General features: G+C 45.9%; 22 protein-coding genes. 7 read left to right on the top strand and 15 right to left on the bottom strand.

Translation table 11 applies throughout. From position 1 onward, the window contains the following. Positions 1-1,053 precede the first annotated feature (1,053 nt). The 5 genes from FTT64_RS11120 to rplM all read right to left on the bottom strand — a co-directional run bounded on the left by FTT64_RS11120 (position 1,054) and on the right by rplM (position 3,971). Complete coding sequence (locus FTT64_RS11120) at positions 1,054-1,707, bottom strand: hypothetical protein (RefSeq protein ID WP_104470664.1); 654 nt, start codon at positions 1,705-1,707, stop codon at positions 1,054-1,056. A 21-nt stretch (positions 1,708-1,728) separates the two neighbouring features. After that, on the bottom strand, positions 1,729-2,157 hold the full coding sequence (locus FTT64_RS11125; RefSeq protein ID WP_005175725.1) for a ClpXP protease specificity-enhancing factor: 429 nt from the start codon (positions 2,155-2,157) through the stop codon (positions 1,729-1,731). A 9-nt stretch (positions 2,158-2,166) separates the two neighbouring features. After that, positions 2,167-2,820, bottom strand: a complete 654-nt coding sequence (locus tag FTT64_RS11130) for a glutathione S-transferase N-terminal domain-containing protein (RefSeq protein ID WP_104470663.1) — start codon at positions 2,818-2,820, stop codon at positions 2,167-2,169. A gap of 323 nt (positions 2,821-3,143) precedes the next feature. Then, entirely contained in the window at positions 3,144-3,530 is a 387-nt protein-coding gene (gene rpsI / locus FTT64_RS11135) for a 30S ribosomal protein S9 (protein ID WP_004785251.1), read from the bottom strand. A gap of 12 nt (positions 3,531-3,542) precedes the next feature. Further along, positions 3,543-3,971, bottom strand: a complete 429-nt coding sequence (rplM, locus tag FTT64_RS11140; protein ID WP_004857442.1) for a 50S ribosomal protein L13 — start codon at positions 3,969-3,971, stop codon at positions 3,543-3,545. Positions 3,972-4,301: 330 nt separating this feature from the next. Between rplM and pdxA the strand changes: the two genes are divergently transcribed. Genes pdxA through FTT64_RS11155 form a run of 3 tightly spaced genes read left to right on the top strand, consistent with a single transcriptional unit; the run spans position 4,302 to position 6,963 of the window. Then, a complete protein-coding gene (gene pdxA, locus FTT64_RS11145) occupies positions 4,302-5,270 on the top strand; it encodes a 4-hydroxythreonine-4-phosphate dehydrogenase PdxA (RefSeq protein WP_127800331.1) in 969 nt (322 codons plus the stop codon). 30 nt (positions 5,271-5,300) lie between these two features. Continuing rightward, entirely contained in the window at positions 5,301-6,113 is an 813-nt protein-coding gene (gene rsmA, locus FTT64_RS11150) for a 16S rRNA (adenine(1518)-N(6)/adenine(1519)-N(6))-dimethyltransferase RsmA (protein WP_005175739.1), read from the top strand. 7 nt (positions 6,114-6,120) lie between these two features. After that, positions 6,121-6,963, top strand: a complete 843-nt coding sequence (locus FTT64_RS11155; protein WP_005175740.1) for a symmetrical bis(5'-nucleosyl)-tetraphosphatase — start codon at positions 6,121-6,123, stop codon at positions 6,961-6,963. Positions 6,964-7,043: 80 nt separating this feature from the next. On the opposite strand, the gene FTT64_RS11160 is transcribed toward FTT64_RS11155, so the two are convergent. From FTT64_RS11160 to hflX, 6 genes are all read right to left on the bottom strand, one after another. Next, on the bottom strand, positions 7,044-7,496 hold the full coding sequence (locus tag FTT64_RS11160) for a DUF2147 domain-containing protein (RefSeq protein ID WP_005175746.1): 453 nt from the start codon (positions 7,494-7,496) through the stop codon (positions 7,044-7,046). Between the two features lie 104 nt (positions 7,497-7,600). Further along, complete coding sequence (locus tag FTT64_RS11165) at positions 7,601-8,047, bottom strand: DUF2147 domain-containing protein (protein WP_005175748.1); 447 nt, start codon at positions 8,045-8,047, stop codon at positions 7,601-7,603. A gap of 179 nt (positions 8,048-8,226) precedes the next feature. Further along, positions 8,227-8,673 carry a DUF2147 domain-containing protein gene (locus FTT64_RS11170; protein WP_005175751.1) on the bottom strand — a complete coding sequence of 149 codons (447 nt, stop codon included), beginning with the start codon at positions 8,671-8,673 and terminating at the stop codon, positions 8,227-8,229. 91 nt (positions 8,674-8,764) lie between these two features. After that, positions 8,765-9,439: an LrgB family protein gene (locus FTT64_RS11175; protein WP_016659801.1), complete on the bottom strand. Its 675-nt coding sequence runs from the start codon at positions 9,437-9,439 to the stop codon at positions 8,765-8,767. 11 nt (positions 9,440-9,450) lie between these two features. Further along, positions 9,451-9,822, bottom strand: a complete 372-nt coding sequence (locus FTT64_RS11180) for a hypothetical protein (protein WP_045794996.1) — start codon at positions 9,820-9,822, stop codon at positions 9,451-9,453. A gap of 35 nt (positions 9,823-9,857) precedes the next feature. Beyond that, entirely contained in the window at positions 9,858-11,216 is a 1,359-nt protein-coding gene (hflX, locus tag FTT64_RS11185) for a ribosome rescue GTPase HflX (protein WP_034597358.1), read from the bottom strand. A gap of 366 nt (positions 11,217-11,582) precedes the next feature. Between hflX and FTT64_RS11190 the strand changes: the two genes are divergently transcribed. After that, complete coding sequence (locus FTT64_RS11190) at positions 11,583-12,398, top strand: 1-acyl-sn-glycerol-3-phosphate acyltransferase (RefSeq protein ID WP_034597361.1); 816 nt, start codon at positions 11,583-11,585, stop codon at positions 12,396-12,398. Between the two features lie 21 nt (positions 12,399-12,419). On the opposite strand, the gene FTT64_RS11195 is transcribed toward FTT64_RS11190, so the two are convergent. Next, entirely contained in the window at positions 12,420-14,000 is a 1,581-nt protein-coding gene (locus tag FTT64_RS11195; RefSeq protein ID WP_227554591.1) for a phospholipase D family protein, read from the bottom strand. A 161-nt stretch (positions 14,001-14,161) separates the two neighbouring features. Here FTT64_RS11195 and FTT64_RS11200 point away from each other — a divergent pair, with 161 nt between their 5' ends. Continuing rightward, positions 14,162-15,172 carry a metallophosphoesterase gene (locus tag FTT64_RS11200; RefSeq protein ID WP_104470660.1) on the top strand — a complete coding sequence of 337 codons (1,011 nt, stop codon included), beginning with the start codon at positions 14,162-14,164 and terminating at the stop codon, positions 15,170-15,172. 18 nt (positions 15,173-15,190) lie between these two features. On the opposite strand, the gene FTT64_RS11205 is transcribed toward FTT64_RS11200, so the two are convergent. From FTT64_RS11205 to FTT64_RS11215, 3 genes are all read right to left on the bottom strand, one after another. Next, on the bottom strand, positions 15,191-15,595 hold the full coding sequence (locus tag FTT64_RS11205; protein WP_016659804.1) for a hypothetical protein: 405 nt from the start codon (positions 15,593-15,595) through the stop codon (positions 15,191-15,193). A 139-nt stretch (positions 15,596-15,734) separates the two neighbouring features. Then, entirely contained in the window at positions 15,735-17,054 is a 1,320-nt protein-coding gene (locus FTT64_RS11210) for an MFS transporter (protein WP_104490129.1), read from the bottom strand. Between the two features lie 141 nt (positions 17,055-17,195). Beyond that, entirely contained in the window at positions 17,196-17,837 is a 642-nt protein-coding gene (locus tag FTT64_RS11215; protein WP_180182397.1) for a hemolysin III family protein, read from the bottom strand. Between the two features lie 107 nt (positions 17,838-17,944). On the opposite strand from FTT64_RS11215, the gene FTT64_RS11220 reads away from it, so the two are divergent. Both FTT64_RS11220 and FTT64_RS11225 read left to right on the top strand, forming a co-directional pair. Continuing rightward, a complete protein-coding gene (locus tag FTT64_RS11220; RefSeq protein WP_180182398.1) occupies positions 17,945-19,138 on the top strand; it encodes an SAM-dependent methyltransferase in 1,194 nt (397 codons plus the stop codon). 10 nt (positions 19,139-19,148) lie between these two features. Then, entirely contained in the window at positions 19,149-19,589 is a 441-nt protein-coding gene (locus FTT64_RS11225; RefSeq protein ID WP_156189374.1) for a GNAT family N-acetyltransferase, read from the top strand. Positions 19,590-19,620 lie beyond the last annotated feature (31 nt).

A 19,620-nucleotide genomic window follows, 5' to 3' on the forward strand; every position in this document is an offset into this window, starting at 1 on the left:
CCCGAACTCAGAAGTGAAACCTCTTAGCGCTGATGGTAGTGTGGGGTTACCCATGTGAGAGTAAGTCATCGCCAGCTCATTAATTCAAAATCCCCCTAGCTTAAATAGCAGGGGGATTTTTTTATGCTTTTAATAAAGCTATAGTGCTTCAATATAAATAAAATTATCAAAAAATAACCCATGTATAGAAAATTTTATCCCCGCTATTTGCTGTTAAATATTTGCATTTCAGTCATTTTCGTGGCTATTGGTATGTATCCTGAGCATATATTATTGAACTACTGGATGGTGGTAATACATTGGATTCTCGGAATTGTGCTGATGCATATATTGATTATCCGTTTACCGCTTTTTAATCGCTTTTATATTAATCGAAAAAAATTACATTATTCTATTGTACAAACCCCAATATATAAGCATGCAGAGTATAAGGCAGCACCCGTAATGTCTGGATTAGTGGTCTTTGGCTTGGTGTGTACCGTGTTATATGTATTCAACATGACAGAGTTTTATGTTGAATATGCGTTTATTGCAGGCTTATCTACAGGGAATATGAGTTTTTATTATGCTCCCTAAACCATCTCTAAGGCTCATTGAACTGCCGTAGCAGCATGCTTTAATACGTCCTTTAAGTCTTCTTCAAAGGGGAGATAGGGGGTAAGTAAGAATCTCATCTCAAGATCATACCTTCACCATCTAGCAAGTTGAACGGTATTTATTTTCGTAGTGAGTGTAATGGTAGAGTTGCTGTAGAAAATAAAGAATAGATAAAAAGAAACCCCATCATCCTGACGGGGTTTCTTCGTATTTCGTGCTTTAGGTATAACTCCTGTCACACCTCACGATCCTGGTGTACAAACTTATTATTGTTGTTTTCCGTTTGGGAAACATCCTGTTTCCTGATGAATTTAGAATACGAAAATTCTGTGTGTACGCCTAGCCTCAATTATCTTCATTCAATGTAAGCCAAAACGTACAAGGAGACTGAACTATTTATTGGAAAATTTCAGCCATAAAAAACCGCCTATGTCAGGCGGTTTGGAATCAGACTGCTTAAGCAAACATTTGGCTTGCTGCGCAATATAGAATCCATAGAATCGCGATCGCTACGACTGGTTCCAGAACTTTGGCCCAGCCTGGAACAGTCGGTTCTGCTGCGACTGTGCTTTCTACCGGTGCATGATCGGCTTGTTGATGTAACATTTGATTAAACTCCTTCATCGTATCATCTAATGATAGCTCTTCTTGGGGAAGGGGTTTAGAGCCCTTTAACTCTGTTAGCTCGTTTGTTGACCAAACCCAATCATCCGCCTGACCTGACAGATGTTCAATTTGACCCTGTAACAGCTCTTTTAAGCCGTTGCTGCCAAAGTTACCGGTTTCATCCAGCTGTTTTAATTCGGTCAGTTGCAGGCTTAAAATTTCGCTAATACTGTGTTCGAGTTCTGGCTTAGGCAGTTCAGACTGGTTGTGTACCGAAGTGGTCAGATGACGGGACACTTCCTGAATATACAGCGGATCGAGGGTCTTGATTTCCTGATAGAGCTTATTGTCATCTTCGCGCCACAGACGAATCAGTTTGCCTAGAGTTAGCGCATTGAGTTCCTGGATATATGCATTGCGGCTATCAGCATCGTACTGCTGCAAAAGCTGAGGCTTTTGAATTTTAACCTGATCGCTAAAGTATTGTACTAAATCAAAAGCCATGCATTTACTCCTATTTCTTTTTTAATCTAATAATCTTAGGCTTGGTTTTTTCTTTGGTGTTTCAGTTTGTTCCTCTGTGCTTGATTTTAAAGCATTTGGATCATTTTGGATATGTTCATATTCACTTGGATCAAAGAATAAACCCTGGCCATTTTCGCGAGCATAAATCCCCAAAACTGCAGCAATGGGTACATAAATATCGCGTGCTACGCCACCAAAGCGCGCCGAAAAGCTGATGGCATCATTGGAGATGTGCAAGCCATGGACTGCATGTGGCACGATATTTAACACAATCTGGCCATCCTGAATGAACTGCTCTGGCACCATGGTGTTGGGTTGGGTGGCATCGACCAGAATATGCGGTGTAAGCTGGTTGTCGCAAATCCATTCATAAATGGCACGCACCAGATAGGGACGGGTTGGGCTTAAGTTGAGTTCCTGTTCAGACATATCTACTCTCTACTTATTTATTAAAAATTCGCTATAGCGGTTTTTTTCCTGCACGGTTAAGGATTTTACAAATGCAGGGCGACTAAAAATTCGCTGGCAATATAAATGAATCGGGCGGCAATGCTGTTTTGGCAGTTCAATGCCCATGGCTTTCAGGCGCAGGAAAATTGGGGCCAGCATACAATCCAGGATGCCAAAATTTTCCGCCATAAAATAAGGGAAATGCTGAAATAATGGTGTGAGTGAGACCAGTGTATCACGAAGCTGCTTTTGTGCCTTGGCCTGTGCTGCGCTATTCAGGGTATCTTCATGGCAAAGCAGGATATCGGCCAGCTTTAGCCAGTCCTGCTCAAAACGCCAGATGTATTGGCGCTGCTCTGCGCGGGGTGCTGGTGCATCGGCATAGAGCTTGTTTTGCCGGTAGCGGTCATCAACATATTCGGAAATAATTGGGGCATGGAACAGTTTTAAATCTTGCTCTACCAGCATGGGTAAGCGATTATAAGGATTCAGGCTGGCTAAATCTTCATCTTCATGGTCGACCAGGACCAGATGATATTTAATATTCTTCTCAGCCAGTACCAGGCGAATCCAGTGCGAGCGGAAATCGTCTGCATGACTGTATAGTGTAATTCCCTGTAGCGGTGTATTTTCCAAGGACATAAATCAGTAAGCAGCAAAATGAATCAGTTAGGATACTAAAATTCAACCTAAAAAGCACGAAGCGAAAAAGGATGAATCGGGTGAAAATGGGTTAGATTATAAAAAAATAACAGGAGCGGCGCAGTATGATGATAAAACTTGTGTTTCTGATGTTCTGCTTAGGAATTGGGGTAGTGAACTATTATTTCAGCAAGGCCTTCTGGCTGCATGAGGGCAGTTGGGGTAAAGATGTACCTGAACAATAAATTCCTTTATCTTTAAAATAACAGCCAATAAAAAAGCCTTGGATAAACCAAGGCTTTTTGTCCAACTCGGTAAACGAATTAACGTTTAGAGAATTGAGGACGTTTACGTGCTTTACGTAAACCAAGTTTCTTACGTTCAACTTCACGAGCGTCACGAGTAACGAAACCAGCTTGACGAAGAGCAGGTTTTAAAGTCTCGTCAGAAGCGATTAATGCACGAGTAATACCGTGACGGATCGCGCCTGCTTGACCACCGATACCACCACCAGCAACAGTGATGTAAAGGTCATATTTTTCAGTTGCTTCAAGAAGCTCTAAAGGTTGACGAACAACCATACGAGCAGTTTCACGACCGAAATATTGCTCTAATGAACGGTTGTTGATCACGAGTTTACCAGTACCAGCAGATAAGAAAACACGTGCAGTTGCGGTCTTACGGCGACCTGTACCATAGTTAGTAGCCATGTGCTGTATCCCTTAGATATCCAAAACTTGTGGCTGTTGAGCAGTATGAGGATGCTCGCTACCAGCGTACACTTTCATTTTCTTGATCATTGCATAACCAAGAGGACCTTTTGGCAACATGCCTTTCACAGCGCGTTGGAAGATTTCTTCAGGTTTGTGAGCAACTAACTTTTCAAAGTTAGTTTCTTTTAAACCGCCTGGGAATTCAGTGTGGCGATAGTATTTTTTGTCAAGTGACTTGTTACCAGTTACTTGAACTTGTTCAGCGTTGATAACAACGATGTAGTCACCAGTGTCAACGTGAGGAGTATAAGAAGTCTTATGCTTACCGCGTAAACGACGAGCGATTTCAGTCGCAAGACGACCTAAAGTTTTGCCAGAAGCATCAACAACGTACCAGTCGTGTTGAACTTCAGCTGGCTTAGCGCTGAGAGTTTTCATTAAACCACTACCTATTATAGTTGGTTTGGACGGTGAATCAGTCCAAACAAAAAGGAGACGAGATTCTAAACGAAATTGTCGAGAACCACAATGAAAATATAAAATTTCAAGCGCTGTATTTTAATCAAAATCCTGAGAAAAGAAAAGACTTGCCAAGAACATCCATCTGCCGTGCCTAGTACTGATCAACTTTCAGCTAAATATCCGCCTTCAAAAGCAGTTTAGATTGCCCCAAAACCGGCCAATCTGCCCGAATCTTCAGCAGAATTCACGGCCGCTGCGGTCAAAGTCTGCTTATAATGGGAGATGCCTTATTGTTTAGGATCAATCATGCTGCCTTTATATGTGACCAGTGGTGAACCTGCCGGCATTGGCCCGGATATTTGTCTGCATCTTGCCGACAGTGTAGATGAGCGTCCCGTTGTGGTTCTGGCCGATCTGGCCATGCTGGCCCAGCGTGCGCAAGTGTTGAAGATGCCGGTAGAACTGATTGAATACAGCGGGCAAACTGCTTCTTCAGAAAAAGGGCAGCTCTATGTCGAGCATGTGCCTTTACAGCAAGCTGTGGTGATGGGCGAGCTGAATCCGCAAAATGCCGCTTATGTGTTGGAACAGCTACGTCGTTCGGCCGATTATGCCATGTCAGGCAAAAGTGTCGGGGTAGCGACTGCGCCGGTACAGAAGTCAGTCATCAATGACGCTGGTATAGCCTTTAGTGGCCATACCGAATATTACCAGGAGTTTGCGGGCGTGCCGCGCGTGGTGATGATGCTGGCCACCAAAACCCTAAGAGTGGCCCTGGCCACTACGCATTTACCGCTGCGTGCAGTGGCTGATGCGATTACCGCTGAACGTCTGCATCAGGTGATTGATATTCTCATCCACGATTTAAAATCCAAATTTAAAATTGAGCAGCCGAATATTCTGGTCTGTGGTTTAAATCCGCATGCCGGTGAGGGCGGTTATTTGGGCATGGAAGAAATTGAGGTGATTAATCCGGTGCTGGAAAGCTATCGCGCGCAGGGCATCCAGATGAGTTTAAGCCTGCCGGCTGATACCTTATTTACTCCGGAAAACCTAAAAGATGCCGATGCGGTTCTGGCGATGTATCACGATCAGGGCTTACCTGTGCTAAAATCGCAAGGATTTGGTGAAGCCATCAATATTACTTTGGGCTTGCCGTTTATTCGCACTTCAGTTGATCATGGCACAGCACTCTCCCTCGCAGGCAGCGGTCTTGCGAAAAGCTCAAGCCTGAATGTGGCTGTTGATTTGGCGCTGGATTTAGCGCGTCACTGATCTTGTCTTTATTACACGTTGGAAATCTTTATGTATCAGATTAATGCCTTAAACCCGAAAGATGAAGGGCACCACACGCGCAAGCGTTTTGGTCAAAACTTTTTACATGACCAACGTGTGATTGCGAAAATTGTACGCTCGGTCAATCCGCGTCCGGGCGATAATATTGTTGAAATTGGCCCGGGTCTGGCGGCCTTAACTTCACCATTAATTGGTGAATGTGATGCCTTGACCGTGGTGGAACTGGACCGTGATCTGGCTGCCGGTTTGCCGGGGCGTGTGCCACATCCGGAACGTTTAACCATTATTGAAACCGATGCGCTGAAATATGATTTTAGCAATCTGTTTGAAGATGACCGTCCACTCCGTGTGGTGGGTAACCTGCCGTATAACATTTCGACCCCACTGTTGTTCCATCTCCTGGAGTTTGGTGACAAAGTCAAAGACATGCACTTCATGCTGCAAAAAGAAGTGGTCGACCGGATTACTGCTGCGCCAAATACCAAAGAATACGGCCGTTTGTCGGTGATGATTCAGTATTACTGCAAACCAACTTTCCTGTTTGAAGTGCCACCGGGCTCTTTTAACCCGCCACCAAAAGTGACTTCTGCGGTGTTTCGTTTAGAGCCGTATGAGGTGAAACCGATTGTGGCAAAAAATGAAAAGGCTTTATCACGTCTGGTTTCGCATGTGTTTACCCAGCGTCGTAAAACCTTGCGCAATAGCTTAAAAGGCATGCTGGCAGAAGATGGTTTTGAAAAAGCCGGTGTTGATCCGATGGCACGTCCAGAAACCCTGACCCTGGCCGAATTTGTGGCTTTGGCAGATCAAATGGTGGTGTAAAACAACGATGGCACGTTATAACTATGTGATTGGCGATGTACAGGGCTGTTTTGAAGCCCTGAAAGCCTTGCTCAAGGAAATCCGCTTTGATCCGGATCAGGACTTTATCTGGTTTGCCGGTGATCTGGTGGCACGTGGTGAAAACTCGCTTGGCGTGTTGCGCTTTGTCAAAAAGCTGGCTGATCGTGGTGTTGCGACCACAGTGCTGGGCAATCATGACCTGACTTTGCTGGCTGGTGCACGTGGCCTGAAAGAGATTAAAGACAAAGACCAGACCCGCGATGTGATTGATGCCATTGACAGCGATGAATTGATTGACTGGTTACGCAAGCAGCCGTTATGTGTCTGTCCGAATGAATCGACCATCATTACCCATGCCGGTATTCCGCATTTGTGGAGTGCGGAAAAAACTCAGGCGCTGGCCAAAGAAGTCGAAGCGGTGATTCAGCATGACGATTTTGCGGTGATGGATCATTTTCTGGCCGAGATGTTTGGCAAAGAGCCAGCCCTCTGGTCAGATGATTTGCAAGGCAATGAACGCTTACGCTGTATCGTCAACTATCTAACCCGCATGCGCCTGACCGATGCAGAAGGACGCCTGGAGTTCAGTTTTAAAGACAGTCTGGACGATCCGATGCCGGCCGGCTTTAAACCGTGGTTTGAATATGTTTCGGCTGCAGCTGAAACGCATCAGATTATTTTTGGGCACTGGGCCGCGCTGCAAGGCAAAACTATTTCCGCCCAGATTCAGAATGTCGATGGGGGCTGTGTCTGGGGGCATCAACTGGTGGCTTATCGTTTGGAAGACCAGCAATTGTTTACAGTGGATAATCCACTGGAAGAATGGTAACAATATTTTATCTTTATAATTTAAAAATGTGATGTCGAAATGAAAACAGCCACCTATTAAAGTGGCTGTTTTTTTGAATTTTATTGAATTCGAATCCAAGTTTGGCTGCGCCCTAGTGTAGACACCCCCATATAAGCGCGCAAAGTCAAACGCTTACCTGTCGAGTTGAGGCGGATTTTTGCATCGTAAATACGACCTGCCAATGGATCAATTACGCGTCCTTTTTCGTAATTATTGCTGTCTTTGATCTGTTTTAAGCCTTTTAAAATATCCATCCCTAAAATAGGTTGGTCAGTATAAGGCGCAGGACACTTATTACAAAGTTCACGTGGGGTATAACCTGGACGTGGAGTTACTTTAATAATTTTACCCGTATAGGTTTGATTGGCTTCTTTACGAATTTCGATGACAGCTTTAGGTGAGCCTGTTTTATCATCAATTTGTTGCCAAGTCCCTGCTAAATCTTGTGCCATCGCCAAAGTGCTTAGACTGCCGAAGATGACGGCTATTCCTAAAGCCAATTTCTGAATCATTTTATTTCCCTTACTCGGTCTTTGCGGCTAGTCTAATCTGTGAATTGACTGACACAAAGTCCCGAGTATCTAGAAAAAATGACCGATGCGACACAATTACTCGCTTATTGTTGGCGAATCCACGTTTGTGTCCGACCAATGGCTGAAATTCCGACGTAACCACGTAAAGTTAGACGTTTATTATTAGACGCTAAACGGCCTTTCAGGCTATACATTTTGCCTGTAAGTGGATCTAAAATACGTCCATCGGCATAGTTGTTATTTTCCACATGCTTTAAGCCATGAATAACTTCCAAACCCACCAAAGGTTTGTTGGTATAAGGTGCAGGACAATTCACACACATAGTTTTTGGAGTATAGCCTGGTCTTGGTGTGACTTTAATAATTTTACCTGTAAAGCTGCCATTTTCAGCTTGGGTAATTTCAATAAGTGCTTTAGGTGAGCCTGTTTTGTCATCAATACTTTGCCAGATACCCGTTAGGTCTGATGCAAACGCTGAGCCACTGAAGATGAAGCTTGCAAATGCGCCCATCAATACATTTTTCTTCATATCAGTTCCTTTGATTGTCGAAAGTTATCACAGAGGTTAATTCAAGGTATAAAGCGAGTTGTGGAAGGAGTCAAGCGATTTGAGAGGTAATTAATCTTAAAGTTGCAACTAAGATGCAGAAAAACCAATAAAAAATGCCACGAACGTGTGGCATTTTATGTGAAAAGAGAAGTGATTAATTATTCGCTTTTAATCCAAGTTTGGCTGCGTCCTAAGGCCGATACACCGACATAACCTCTGAGGGTTAGACGTTTACCGTTGCTGCTCAGTTTAGCTTTGGTACTGTAAATATTGCCAGACAGCGGATCAATAATCTTGCCGCCGCTATAGTTGAGTTTGCCCTTATACGCCAGTCCTTTTAGTACATCCATGCCTAAAATGGGCTGATTGGTATAAGGCGCAGGGCAGTTGACACAGGTTTCTTTTGCTGTGTAACCCGGACGTGGCGTTACTTTGACGATTTTAGCGGTATAAGTGCCATTAGCTTCTTGACGAATCTCTAAAATGGCTTTGGATGAACCGGTTTTATCATCAATATTGCGCCAGGTACCGGAGAGATCTTCCGCGAAAACGCCGGCACTGAATGTGGCTGCCAGAAGTGCCACTGTATATTTAAATTTCCCCATGTTTCTATCCCTTTAATACACTTCAAAAAATTCAATTTTCATCTTAAGAATATTTTTTCATCAACACAAGATGTAAATATTGATTCTTGAGTCACATTTTTTGAATAAAGAGTATAAATGTTGGCAGCCAGACTGCGGTAAATACAGCATTCACCGCCATCCCAAAAGCAGCATAACGACCGGCCACACTACCGCGTTGCCAGGCTTGCGCTGTGCCAATTGCATGAGCAGCAAGGCCTAAGGCCAGTCCTGAGGCGCGCTCATCATTAATATGACGCAGCAGCAGCGGCGAGAAAGCGGCACCAATCACCCCAGATAAAATCACAATCAGAATGGCCAGACTGACCGGCGCTTCCAGCAGGGTGGCAATATTGATGGCAATGGGTGTGGTCACGGCACGGGTGGCAAATGCCATGATGTCATCCCCGGCCATATGTAAGAGATAGGCCAGTCCCATTGGCAAGGCTACGGCACTGATGCTGGCAAACAGCAAAATACCCAAAATAGCTTTGAGTGGCAGATCATCATAGCGCATGGCCGCCAGCGGAATTGCCAGTGCCACAGTCACATAACCCAGCAGATGGTTAAACAGCGGATTGACCTGTGCCATATAATCTTCATAGGGAATGCCAAATACATACAGCAACAGCACAATAAAAATCATGCCAAAGACAATGACCGGAATTTGCGGCAGTTTCTGGTTACAGGGTTTGGCAAGCAGATAGGCCACCAGGGTGATTAAAAAGCCATAAACAATTGCGAGCATGTTTTAATCTCCTAGAGCCAGCGTTTGGCCATTTTGGCATACAGCCATAACGGCAGTAGGGTGCTGAGAAACAGCACCACCAGAAAAGCCGGAATTTTATTGCCCATATGGGTCAGCATCAGCAGTGAGCCGGCACTAATCGGTAAAAAGGCAAACGCACTTTCTTTCATGATTTTATTGTTGGTATCGACAATCCGGGCTGGAATTTTATGCAGTCGGCGCCACAGGAAAAGCACCACCAGCAGGCTGAGTAAACCCATCAGGTTGCCCAGTTCAGGATGGTTGAAATAGGTCGCAATCCAGACGGCTGTTTCACGAAATACAATAATTAAGAGCAGTGTGCCAATCCAAGCTGGCCAGTCGATACGTTTAAGCCTGTTCATTTTTTATCAGTCGGTCATATTTTACTGTTCAAGTTTTAACTGATCTCATCATCAATTTCAAATTCTTCTAAAGGCCGTTTAAATTGCTGAGCCTTGGCACCCAGAATTTCGTCCAGCGGCAAGTGCGCCTGACGGATCATCTGTTCCAGTTTGGCCGGGGCCATATTTACGCGCAGATTCAGTTGTCCCTGCTCATCATAGTGCTCGGACTGGATTACATTCAGTTCATAAAACTGGTTGCGTAATTTGCCATAGGCCGGTTTTAACACCACATCAAAACTTTGAATCTGGCCCATCAGACATTCATGCACGGCCTGACGTAACAGCTCCAGTCCCTGACCGGAATGCGCAGAAATATAAACCCGCTCCGGCTGATGTGGCTTGGCATAGACAATTTTGGCTTGCTCGCCGGTGCAGTCGATTTTGTTATAAACCCTGAGCACCGGCACATCTGCGCCAATTTCTTTCAGGACGCGCTCAACTGCTTCAATCTGTTCCAGCATGTCCGGACTGCTGGAATCAATCACATGCAGCAACAAGGTCGCTTCCAGAGTTTCTTCCAGCGTGGCCTTAAATGATTCCACCAGCGAGTGCGAGAGATTACGGACAAAACCCACGGTATCGGCCAGCACCAGCGTACCAATCCCATCCCATTCCAGCCGGCGTAAGGTCGGGTCGAGCGTAGCAAAGAGCTGATCGGCGGCGTAGACATCGCTATTGGCCAGAATATTAAACAGCGTCGATTTGCCGGCATTGGTATAGCCAACCAGTGATACGGTAGGAACGGCGGCTTTTTGACGGGCCACACGACCCTGCATACGGGTCTGGCGGACTTTATCCAGTTTGGCTTTCAGCTGGCCCATACGAATTCTTAACAGGCGGCGGTCGGTTTCCAGCAAGGTTTCACCCGGACCACGTAAACCAATCCCGCCTTTTTGACTGTCCAGATTGCCGCGGCTACGAATCAGGCGTGAGGAGAGGTGATGCAATTGTGCCAGCTCGACCTGCAATTTCCCTTCATAGGTCCGGGCGCGCTGGGCGAAAATATCCAGAATCAGCTCGGTCCGGTCGACCACACGGCATTTCATGATTTTTTCAAGATTACGTGCCTGTGCCGGCGTCAACGCATGATCGAAAATCACCAGTTCAGCCTCGAGTTCTGCAACCAGCGCAGCAATTTCGTCCGCTTTACCAGAACCGATAAATAACTTGGCATCGGGTTTAATCCGCTGGGCAAACACATGCTGCAAAACTTCAGCACCTGCAGATTTTGCAAGCAGATGAAATTCTTCTGCATCAAGGTCTTCTAAAATCTGTACGCTGACGCTCACGAGCACAACGCGTTCACCACCTTGATGTTGCTGGTAATCTGGCACCTGGGCATTTCTCCTCATGAAAATTCTATTCTAGAGCAAAAAGCGCCAGCTGCGTGAACTAGATGAAGATGATTACAGCAGCATGACAAAAAGCAGGCGAATCCTCACAATCCTCAATTTGGAATCAGTATCATCCTCTTTGTGAGAGGGGGATAGGTAGTTTGATCGTTGTATCTGATCCCTCAGGATGATCATTGCATCAAGGGATTCGTTCTGGATCTATCCATTACAGCAAGACTGTAGAAGAATTGGCATAGCGCATTTCAATTGAGCGATCTGGACAGTTTTTCGATGCTTATGATCAATGTCTGGTCAATTGCTTCAAGATAGAATACAGTTCTCTGAACAATTCTTGCTGTGATTTTCGCAATTCACGATTATGCTATGTCTCAAGTTTCTTTATCTTCATCCGCTTCAATGAATAGTTTGTCCAAATTTTTTCTCTATTCTAAAAAAATCACTGCCGGTCTGGCAGCGGTGAGCGAAGGCTTTTATCTGGTGTATCGTCACAGCTTGTATAAGCAGCCGAATAATCCGCAGAATACCCGTTATGTGCAGCATTTTTGCCGTCAGCTGTGCAAGGTGTTCAATATTGAAGTTGAAGTGCATGGAGAAATTCCCACCCAGCCGGCCTTATGGGTCAGCAACCATGTGTCATGGCTAGATGTGCCGGTGCTCGGTTCTGGCGCACGGGTATTTTTTCTGGCCAAAGCTGAAATTGAGCAATGGCCGGTGTTTGGAAAGTTGGCCAAAGGTGGCGGGACCTTATTTATTAAACGCGGTTCGGGAGATTCAATTAAAATCCGCGACCAGATTACCCAGTTTTTAAAACAGGATGTGCCGGTACTGTTTTTCCCGGAAGCCACCACTTCGGACGGGACTAAAATTAAAAAAGTACATGGCCGTTTATTGGGTGCGGCAATTGAAGCGCAGCGTCCGGTGCAAATCTGCCTGATCTGTTATATCAACCAGCAGGGCGAGCTGGATACCGTAGCGCCGTTTATCAATGAAATGACCTTTATTGAGCATGTTAAAAATGTGCTGGAAATGCCGAAAGTCACCGCACATTTAATGGCTCTAAACCCGATTTCGGTAGAAGGGCATACGGTGGAAAGCCTGACCTCGCTGGTTCAAAACAAGATGATTGAGGGCTTAGAGCAGCTGCATCAAAAAGTCCTGATTCAGCAGGCCAGTGCTTAAGCTTTAACCTGTGTTGCAGGTTTACATAAAGCCTTCAATTGGCAGCCAGGAAATGATTTTCATGGCTGCTTTTTCATACCATTTCATTTTCGGTTCTTTAACAAATACGCGTTCTTCGCCTTTGCTGTTGACGACGCGCCAGTTAATGTTGTTTTGTGCATCCAGCACCAGACGGTAGGCATATTTGGATAAATTGGCATCCATGGTCTGATGCACCGATTTCGCCAGCGTCGGACTGTTGAGCAATACGCCAATTTCACTGTTTAAATAGGCCGAACGCGGGTCAAAGTTAAAAGAGCCAATAAAGACCTGTTTTTCATCCAGTGCCATCAGTTTGGCATGCAGGCTGGAACGGCTCAGGCCTTTTAAGCTGACTTTGGCTTTTTTCGACAGTTCTTCGGTATTGCTGTTCAGATGCTCGGCCTCGGGTGCATATAAAAACTCATACAGCTCGACATCATTTTCCAGTAAGTCCTGACGGTATTTGGCATAAAACGCGTGTACCAGCGGAACGTCATTGGCCTTATAGGAATTGGTCAGTACCCGCACCTGTACGCCGTCATTGGCCAGCTGTTTTAAGCGGTCGGCTCCAGATTCTTCCGGCACAAAATAGGCCGAAATAATATCCACACTTTCAGTCGGTTTTTCCAGATGACTGAGCAGCTGGAAATTCAGTAATTCTTCTTTGGGTGCGCGGTCTTTAATCTTGCTTGGCGAGTCTTTCACCACTTCTGCTTTGACCCAGTCAAACTGGATTTTGTGGTTAAACCACTGTTCAATGGCTTGGGAGCGTGTGGCTAAATCAAGATAATTTTGTACCGCCACTTCTGCAGAATGGTCTTCGAGCTGCTGTTTCAGGCTTTCATAACGCAGATGATGCTGCTGTGGATTGACCAGCTGCTTGACCGAATAGGCATAATCATCATTCCAGTATTCATCAAAGGAGTGAATGATTTCATCGGAGGCAGAACCGACCAGCATCACATCGACATCGGAAAATTGGTAGCTGTCGCTGACGTTATAATACTGGTTACTCATATTACGCCCGCCAATCAGGGCAATCTGGTTATCAGCAATAAAGCTTTTATTGTGCATGCGCCGGTTGATACGTTTTAAATCTAGCACCATGTCCATGGCGCGGTATTTACGGAAGCGGTACGGATTGTATAGCTTGACGTCGATATTGCTGTGCTGGTCCAGCGCCAGATAAATACCTTCCATTTTCTTGGCATTGTTATCATCGACCAGCAAGCGCACTTTCACGCCGCGATCAGCTGCGCGAATAATTGAATGTAGTGCCAGCGCCCCGATTTTGTCGTTGTCCCAGATATAATATTGCAGGTCTAGGGTTTCTTCTGCCTTATCAATTAAATACAAGCGTGCTGACAGGGCTTCCAGCGGATCGTACAGCACCCGATAACCGGTCAGCTGCGGATTTTTTTCACGCAGCGGCAATACAATCTGGGCCAGATGGGTATGCTCGGTTGGCGTTTCAAAAGCCATTTGAACCGGATATTCAATCTGTTTGGGCAGGGTTGAACAGCCACTGACTCCCAACACTAAACTGCAACTCAACAGCATGGCCGCGGTAGAAGAAGACATAGAACTTCTCGCGTATGTATTTGATTGCAAATTAAATTTGTCAGGATGTATCATATTGTCTAAAACAAGTCCAAAATTTGGTTTGAGTATAATTGCCAGCTGTGAAAAGATAAATATAAGAACGGACGAATTTAGTCGCCGGGGGAGAGTCGGGCATAACTATGTGGGATAGCCAATCAATTATACTGTATTTCTATATCGGCCTGGCCATATTGGCAGTTTGGGCTGTGTCGCAGGCATGGCGTAGTCAGGCCAATACAGAAACGATTCATCCCTTTAAAGCCTTTGTGCATCTGCTGGCCTTTTATCTGTCTTACTTATTAATTCCGCTGTTTTTCTTTAGTATTTATGCCGGCTGGATTGGCTATTACTCCTTGCATGAAGCCATTTTTATCGGGCTGGTCAGTGGTGTGCTGGTCTATGCGCGTTTTATTGAACCGCATCTGATTTTGGTGAAAACCACCCGCTATCAGATGCTGCCCGATCAGCCGCTACAACGACCAGTCCGAATTGCCCTGATTGCCGACCTGCATATAGGTCTATTTTCCGGGCATGAACGCCAGCTCAAGCAGATTGTCGCCAAGATTAACCAGGAAGAACCGGAAATGGTGCTGGTGGCAGGTGACTGGACCTATGAGCCGGAAAATAAACTGGCCGATGAGCTGGCAATACTAAAAGAGATTAAAGCGCCAATTTATTCTGTGACCGGCAATCATGATGAACAGTATCCTGGTCCGCCGATTCAGGAACTGCTCAAACATGCGCTTGAGGTTAATCATGTGATTGATATTGAAGGGCAGATTGTCGAATTTGACGAGTTTCGCCTGATTGGGATTGGCGATTTATGGTCCGGCCGTACCGATATGCGCTATATGCCGGATTTACCGCAAGACAAGCCGTGGCTGATTTTGTCGCATAACCCTGATACGGTTGATATGGTGCCGAAATTGCCAACTCATCCCTTAATGCTGTCGGGGCATACCCATGGCGGTCAGGTGGAATTGCCGTGGCTGACCGATTATGTAATGAAACGCGTGTCTATTGTTGGTCATAAAAAAGGCCTGTACCGGCATGAACATGCCGATGTGTTTGTCACTGTTGGTACTGGAATGGTGGGTGTGCCATTTCGTTTTCGGGTACCACCAACCATTGATATTATTGAACTCTGCTAATGCCAAAGGGGAGGTGTTTTAAAAGACCCACCACAGCAAGGCAATCAGAATCACGACGCCAATCAAGACCAACACCCCAATATTCAGGCGGTGATTGTTCCGGTTTAAATCTTCAATGCCATTTGCCGGTGTTTCGACCGGGGCTTGTGCTTCGGTATGCAGCTGCGGGCGCGGTGGATCTTCAGTATCAAAATAGGGTGTGCTGATGTCGTCTATCGGTTTGGGGGCACATTCACCCTTGGAGGCATCCATGGCCAGACCGTGCTGGCGAATCAGTTCATCAATCAGCTGCTGGGCTTCTGCTTCAGTCAAATGACTGTCTGTTCTGAGGTACTGCACCGCTTCATGGCGTTTGCCATCATCCAGCAACAAAATGACTTTCACCAGTTGTTCTTCCCGAAGGGTTTCAATCAGACGATCCATACAATGACCTGCTGGTGGGGGATAAGCTTTTATTGTTTCTAAACTTGGCCAGATGCAATAGTGTGTTTGTGTATGATTTTGCATCACAAATAAAAAAACCAGCGTTATCTACGCTGGTTTTTTCAGTCAGATGAACATTTTAAATCTGGCTGTTGACATCATCATGCTTGGTTTCACGAATCGCCAAGAAGGCCAGAAGTGACAAGATAGATGCAGCTGTCAGGTAATAACCCACGGCAGCCAGACCATATTCGGTCGCCAGTTTGGTGGCAATCAGCGGAGCAAAAGAGGCACCGAAAATACCGGCCAGGTTAAAGGTCAGCGCAGACCCGGTATAACGTACCGAAGTCGGGAAAATTTCTGACAGAACGGTGCCAATTGGACCATAGGTCAGCCCCATAATCGCCAGACCAATACACAGGAACAGGAACACCACCAAGGTATTGCCAGATTCCAGCATGCTGGCAAAAACCAGACCAAAGAGCGCCGATACAATACATACCCCAATAGACGTGGCTTTACGGCCGAATTTTTCTGCCAAAATTGCTGAGAGTGGAATAAACGCTGCAAAGCACAGGGTAGCAATCAGCTGTAATTCCAGAAAGTCGGCGCGGCTATAACCGAGTTGGGTGGTGCCCCAGTTGAGCGCGAATACCGTGGTCAGATAGAACACCACGAACGTACAGATCGCGGCAATGGTGCCTAAAATCAGCATGCCCCAATGTTTGGTCATGACTTCTTTAAACGGTACATTCACTTCTTTCTGTTTATTTAAAACGTTCTGGAAAGCCGGTGTTTCATGCAGTTTCAAACGAATCCACAGACCAACAATCACCAGTAAAGCACTGGAAATAAAAGGAATACGCCAGCCCCAGCTCATGAACGCTTCTTCGCTCATGAACGCGCCTAACAGCAGGAAGGAACCGGTGGCCAGAATAAAACCAATTGGAGCACCCAGTTGCGGGAACATGCCGTACCAGGCACGTTTGCCTTCCGGCGCATTTTCGGTGGCCAGTAAAACCGCACCTGACCATTCACCGCCCAAGCCCAGACCTTGACCTAAGCGGCACAGGGCCAGCAGTAACGGTGCGGCAATGCCGATTTGTGCATAGGTGGGTAACAGGCCAATGGCGACAGTGGAAATCCCCATGGTCAGCAGCGCAGCGACCAGGGTGGCTTTACGGCCAATACGGTCACCGAGGTGACCAAACAGTGCCGCGCCAATCGGGCGGGCAATAAAGGCAATGGCAAAGGTGGCCAGAGACTGAATGGTGGCGGTCATTGGATCGGTACTGGTCGGGAAGAACAGGTACGGGAAAATAATGACCGCAGCAGTCGCATAAATATAAAAATCGAAGAATTCGATGGTAGTGCCTACCAGACTCGCGGTGAGGACACGAAATTTTGAGTTCGTTGGTGCTGCTTCTTCATTGATTGCAGCAGAAGTTGATGACGCCATGAATGACCTTACACTTATTAAAAATAAAAAATTAGTTTTACAAGCGTAATCTTTTTAAAAAAGGCGTAATTTCTTAAAAAAACAACGGCAATCGTTTCGATTCAACGCGCTCAGGGTCACTGAAATGGAGAATCAAAACAATTAAATCACGTACAGATAGATAGACAGAAAATGTGATCCTGCCCCGATCAATACAAAAATATGCCAGATAGCGTGTGTGTATCTTACCCGTTTTAACGCATAAAACAATGCACCAATCGTATAAGAAATTCCACCAATCAATAAAAAAGTTAGCGCAGGCCGGCTTAAAAAGCGTTGCATATCATCAATCACCAGAAGTGCTAACCAGCCCATCACCAGATAGGCAATTAGCGAAATTTTCTGAAACCGGTTGATGAACACCAGCTTAAATACAGTGCCAATCAGGGCAATAATCCACAGTGCGATTAACAGATATTGTGCTTTGGCAGTGGGAATGGCGATAGACAGAAAAGGGGTATAGGTGCCAGCAATTAAATAATAGATAGCGGTGTGATCGAGCTTTTTATACCAGCCGCGGCGCTGCGGACTGTCGGCATAGTGGTACAGACTGGACGCCGAAAACAGCAGGAACATACTCAGCGCATAGACCCACAGCCCGATCCAGGGTCCGATACTCAAATAACTGCCTTTAATCACTAAAAAAATACCGGCCACCAGTGCCAAAGCCGCGCCTATGGCATGGCTGATGAAGTTCATTCGTTCTTCAACCGGATCGTAGTCAGGTGCCAAGGGTGCATTCATAAGCGTGGGATCGTTATAATTAAAATATACAAATGTATAGTAATTCAATTTTGCATTTCGCGTAAGACGCTTTACACTTTAGCTGCAATTCATTTCAGGTTTTACTCATGTCTCAATTGGCGACTTCTCCCAATCCGGAACAACAATTTCTAGATGCGTTTCAGCAAGCCATTGAAACACAGCGTTTTGAGCGTTTAATTCTGAGTCAGTACAAAGGCGAACTTGAACAGCTGGAAAAAATGACCTTCCGGGTCATTTCTTTACAAAATGAAGCTGTACTGAACTGTGTGTACCGATATAAAACCCAGGATGTCACCAAAAACTATCCTTTATCTGAGGCATTGGCTCAGGTCACTGCGCTACTTGACTGCTGCAAACAGGCCAATTTATTGACCCTGGATGAAGACCTGCAGCTGAAAAAGAACAAGAAAAAAGCTGAGGTTGCACCGGCAACTGCTACGCAAGGTCATGACCGCAGTAAACAGCGTTATGTCGAACAGGACAGCCCATTTTTGCAGCATTTAAGCATTACCGATCAGCACGGCCAGATCATTCCGAGCATGGCACGAAAATGGAAACAGATTAATAAATTTGTGGAAATTTTCTCCGGGGCAGTGGAGCAGCTCAACACTCAAGATCAGCCCTTGCATATTGTCGATTTTGGTTCCGGCAAAGGCTATTTAACTTTTGCCCTGTATGACTATCTGGCCAAGCATCAGCAGATGCCGTATGTGACCGGTGTGGAACTGAATCCGAAAATGGTCGCGTTCTGCCAGCAGGTGGCGCAAGATTCTGGCTTTCAGCAACTGGACTTTTTCCAGGGCGATGTTCGTACCTATGCACCGGAACAGCTGGATGTGATGATTGCCTTGCATGCCTGTGATGTCGCCACCGACTTTGCCATTCACACTGGCATTCGCCTGAATGCACAAATGATTATGTGTGCGCCGTGTTGCCATAAAGAATTGCGTCCGCAGTTACAGGCACCGAAAGTGCTGCAACCGATGCTGCATTTTGGGATTCATGCCGGACAGCAGGCGGAAATGCTCACCGATACCATCCGGGCCTTATTGCTGAAAGCCTATGGCTATGAAACCAAGGTGTTTGAGTTTGTGTCACTGGAACATACCAGCAAAAACAAGATGATTTTGGCCACCAAACGCAAAGACTATACTGCGCCAGATGCGGCGGTGCTGGCCCAGATTCAGGCCTTAAAAGAACTCTATGGCATTCAGAAACATTCGCTGGAGCTATTGCTGAATGATCAGTGGGACCAGCAGGATATCGGACGTAAATGTTAAGGATAAAACAATGAGCCAGATCAGTATTCATGCTGGCAGCTGGCAGGACTTGCAGGCCGATGCCAAACAGATTCGTGAAGCGGTTTTTATTCAGGAGCAAGCGATTGCCCCGGAAGATGAATGGGATCAGGAGGATGCAGTAGCGCTACATTTTGTCGCGTATGCACAGCAGCAGCCGATTGCCACCGCACGGTTGCTCTCCAACCATAGCATTGGCCGGGTTGCGGTCTTAAAGTCTTACAGGGGCTTAGGTCTGGGCAAGAAAGTGATGGAAGCCATTATTCAGCAGGCCCAGCAGGAACAGCGTCCGTTTCTGGTGTTGTCGGCACAAGTGTATGCCACCGGTTTTTATCAGCAGCTTGGTTTTCAGGTCGAGGGTGAGGAATATCTGGACTGCGGCATTCCACATATTCGGATGCGCCGTGAATTGCATCCAACCGAAGAAAAATAGCAATCTGCATCCCATAAAAAAGCGGACGTGA

This window comes from Acinetobacter sp. Q186-3 (assembly GCF_013420655.1).
In the GTDB taxonomy this organism is placed as follows: domain Bacteria; phylum Pseudomonadota; class Gammaproteobacteria; order Pseudomonadales; family Moraxellaceae; genus Acinetobacter; species Acinetobacter indicus.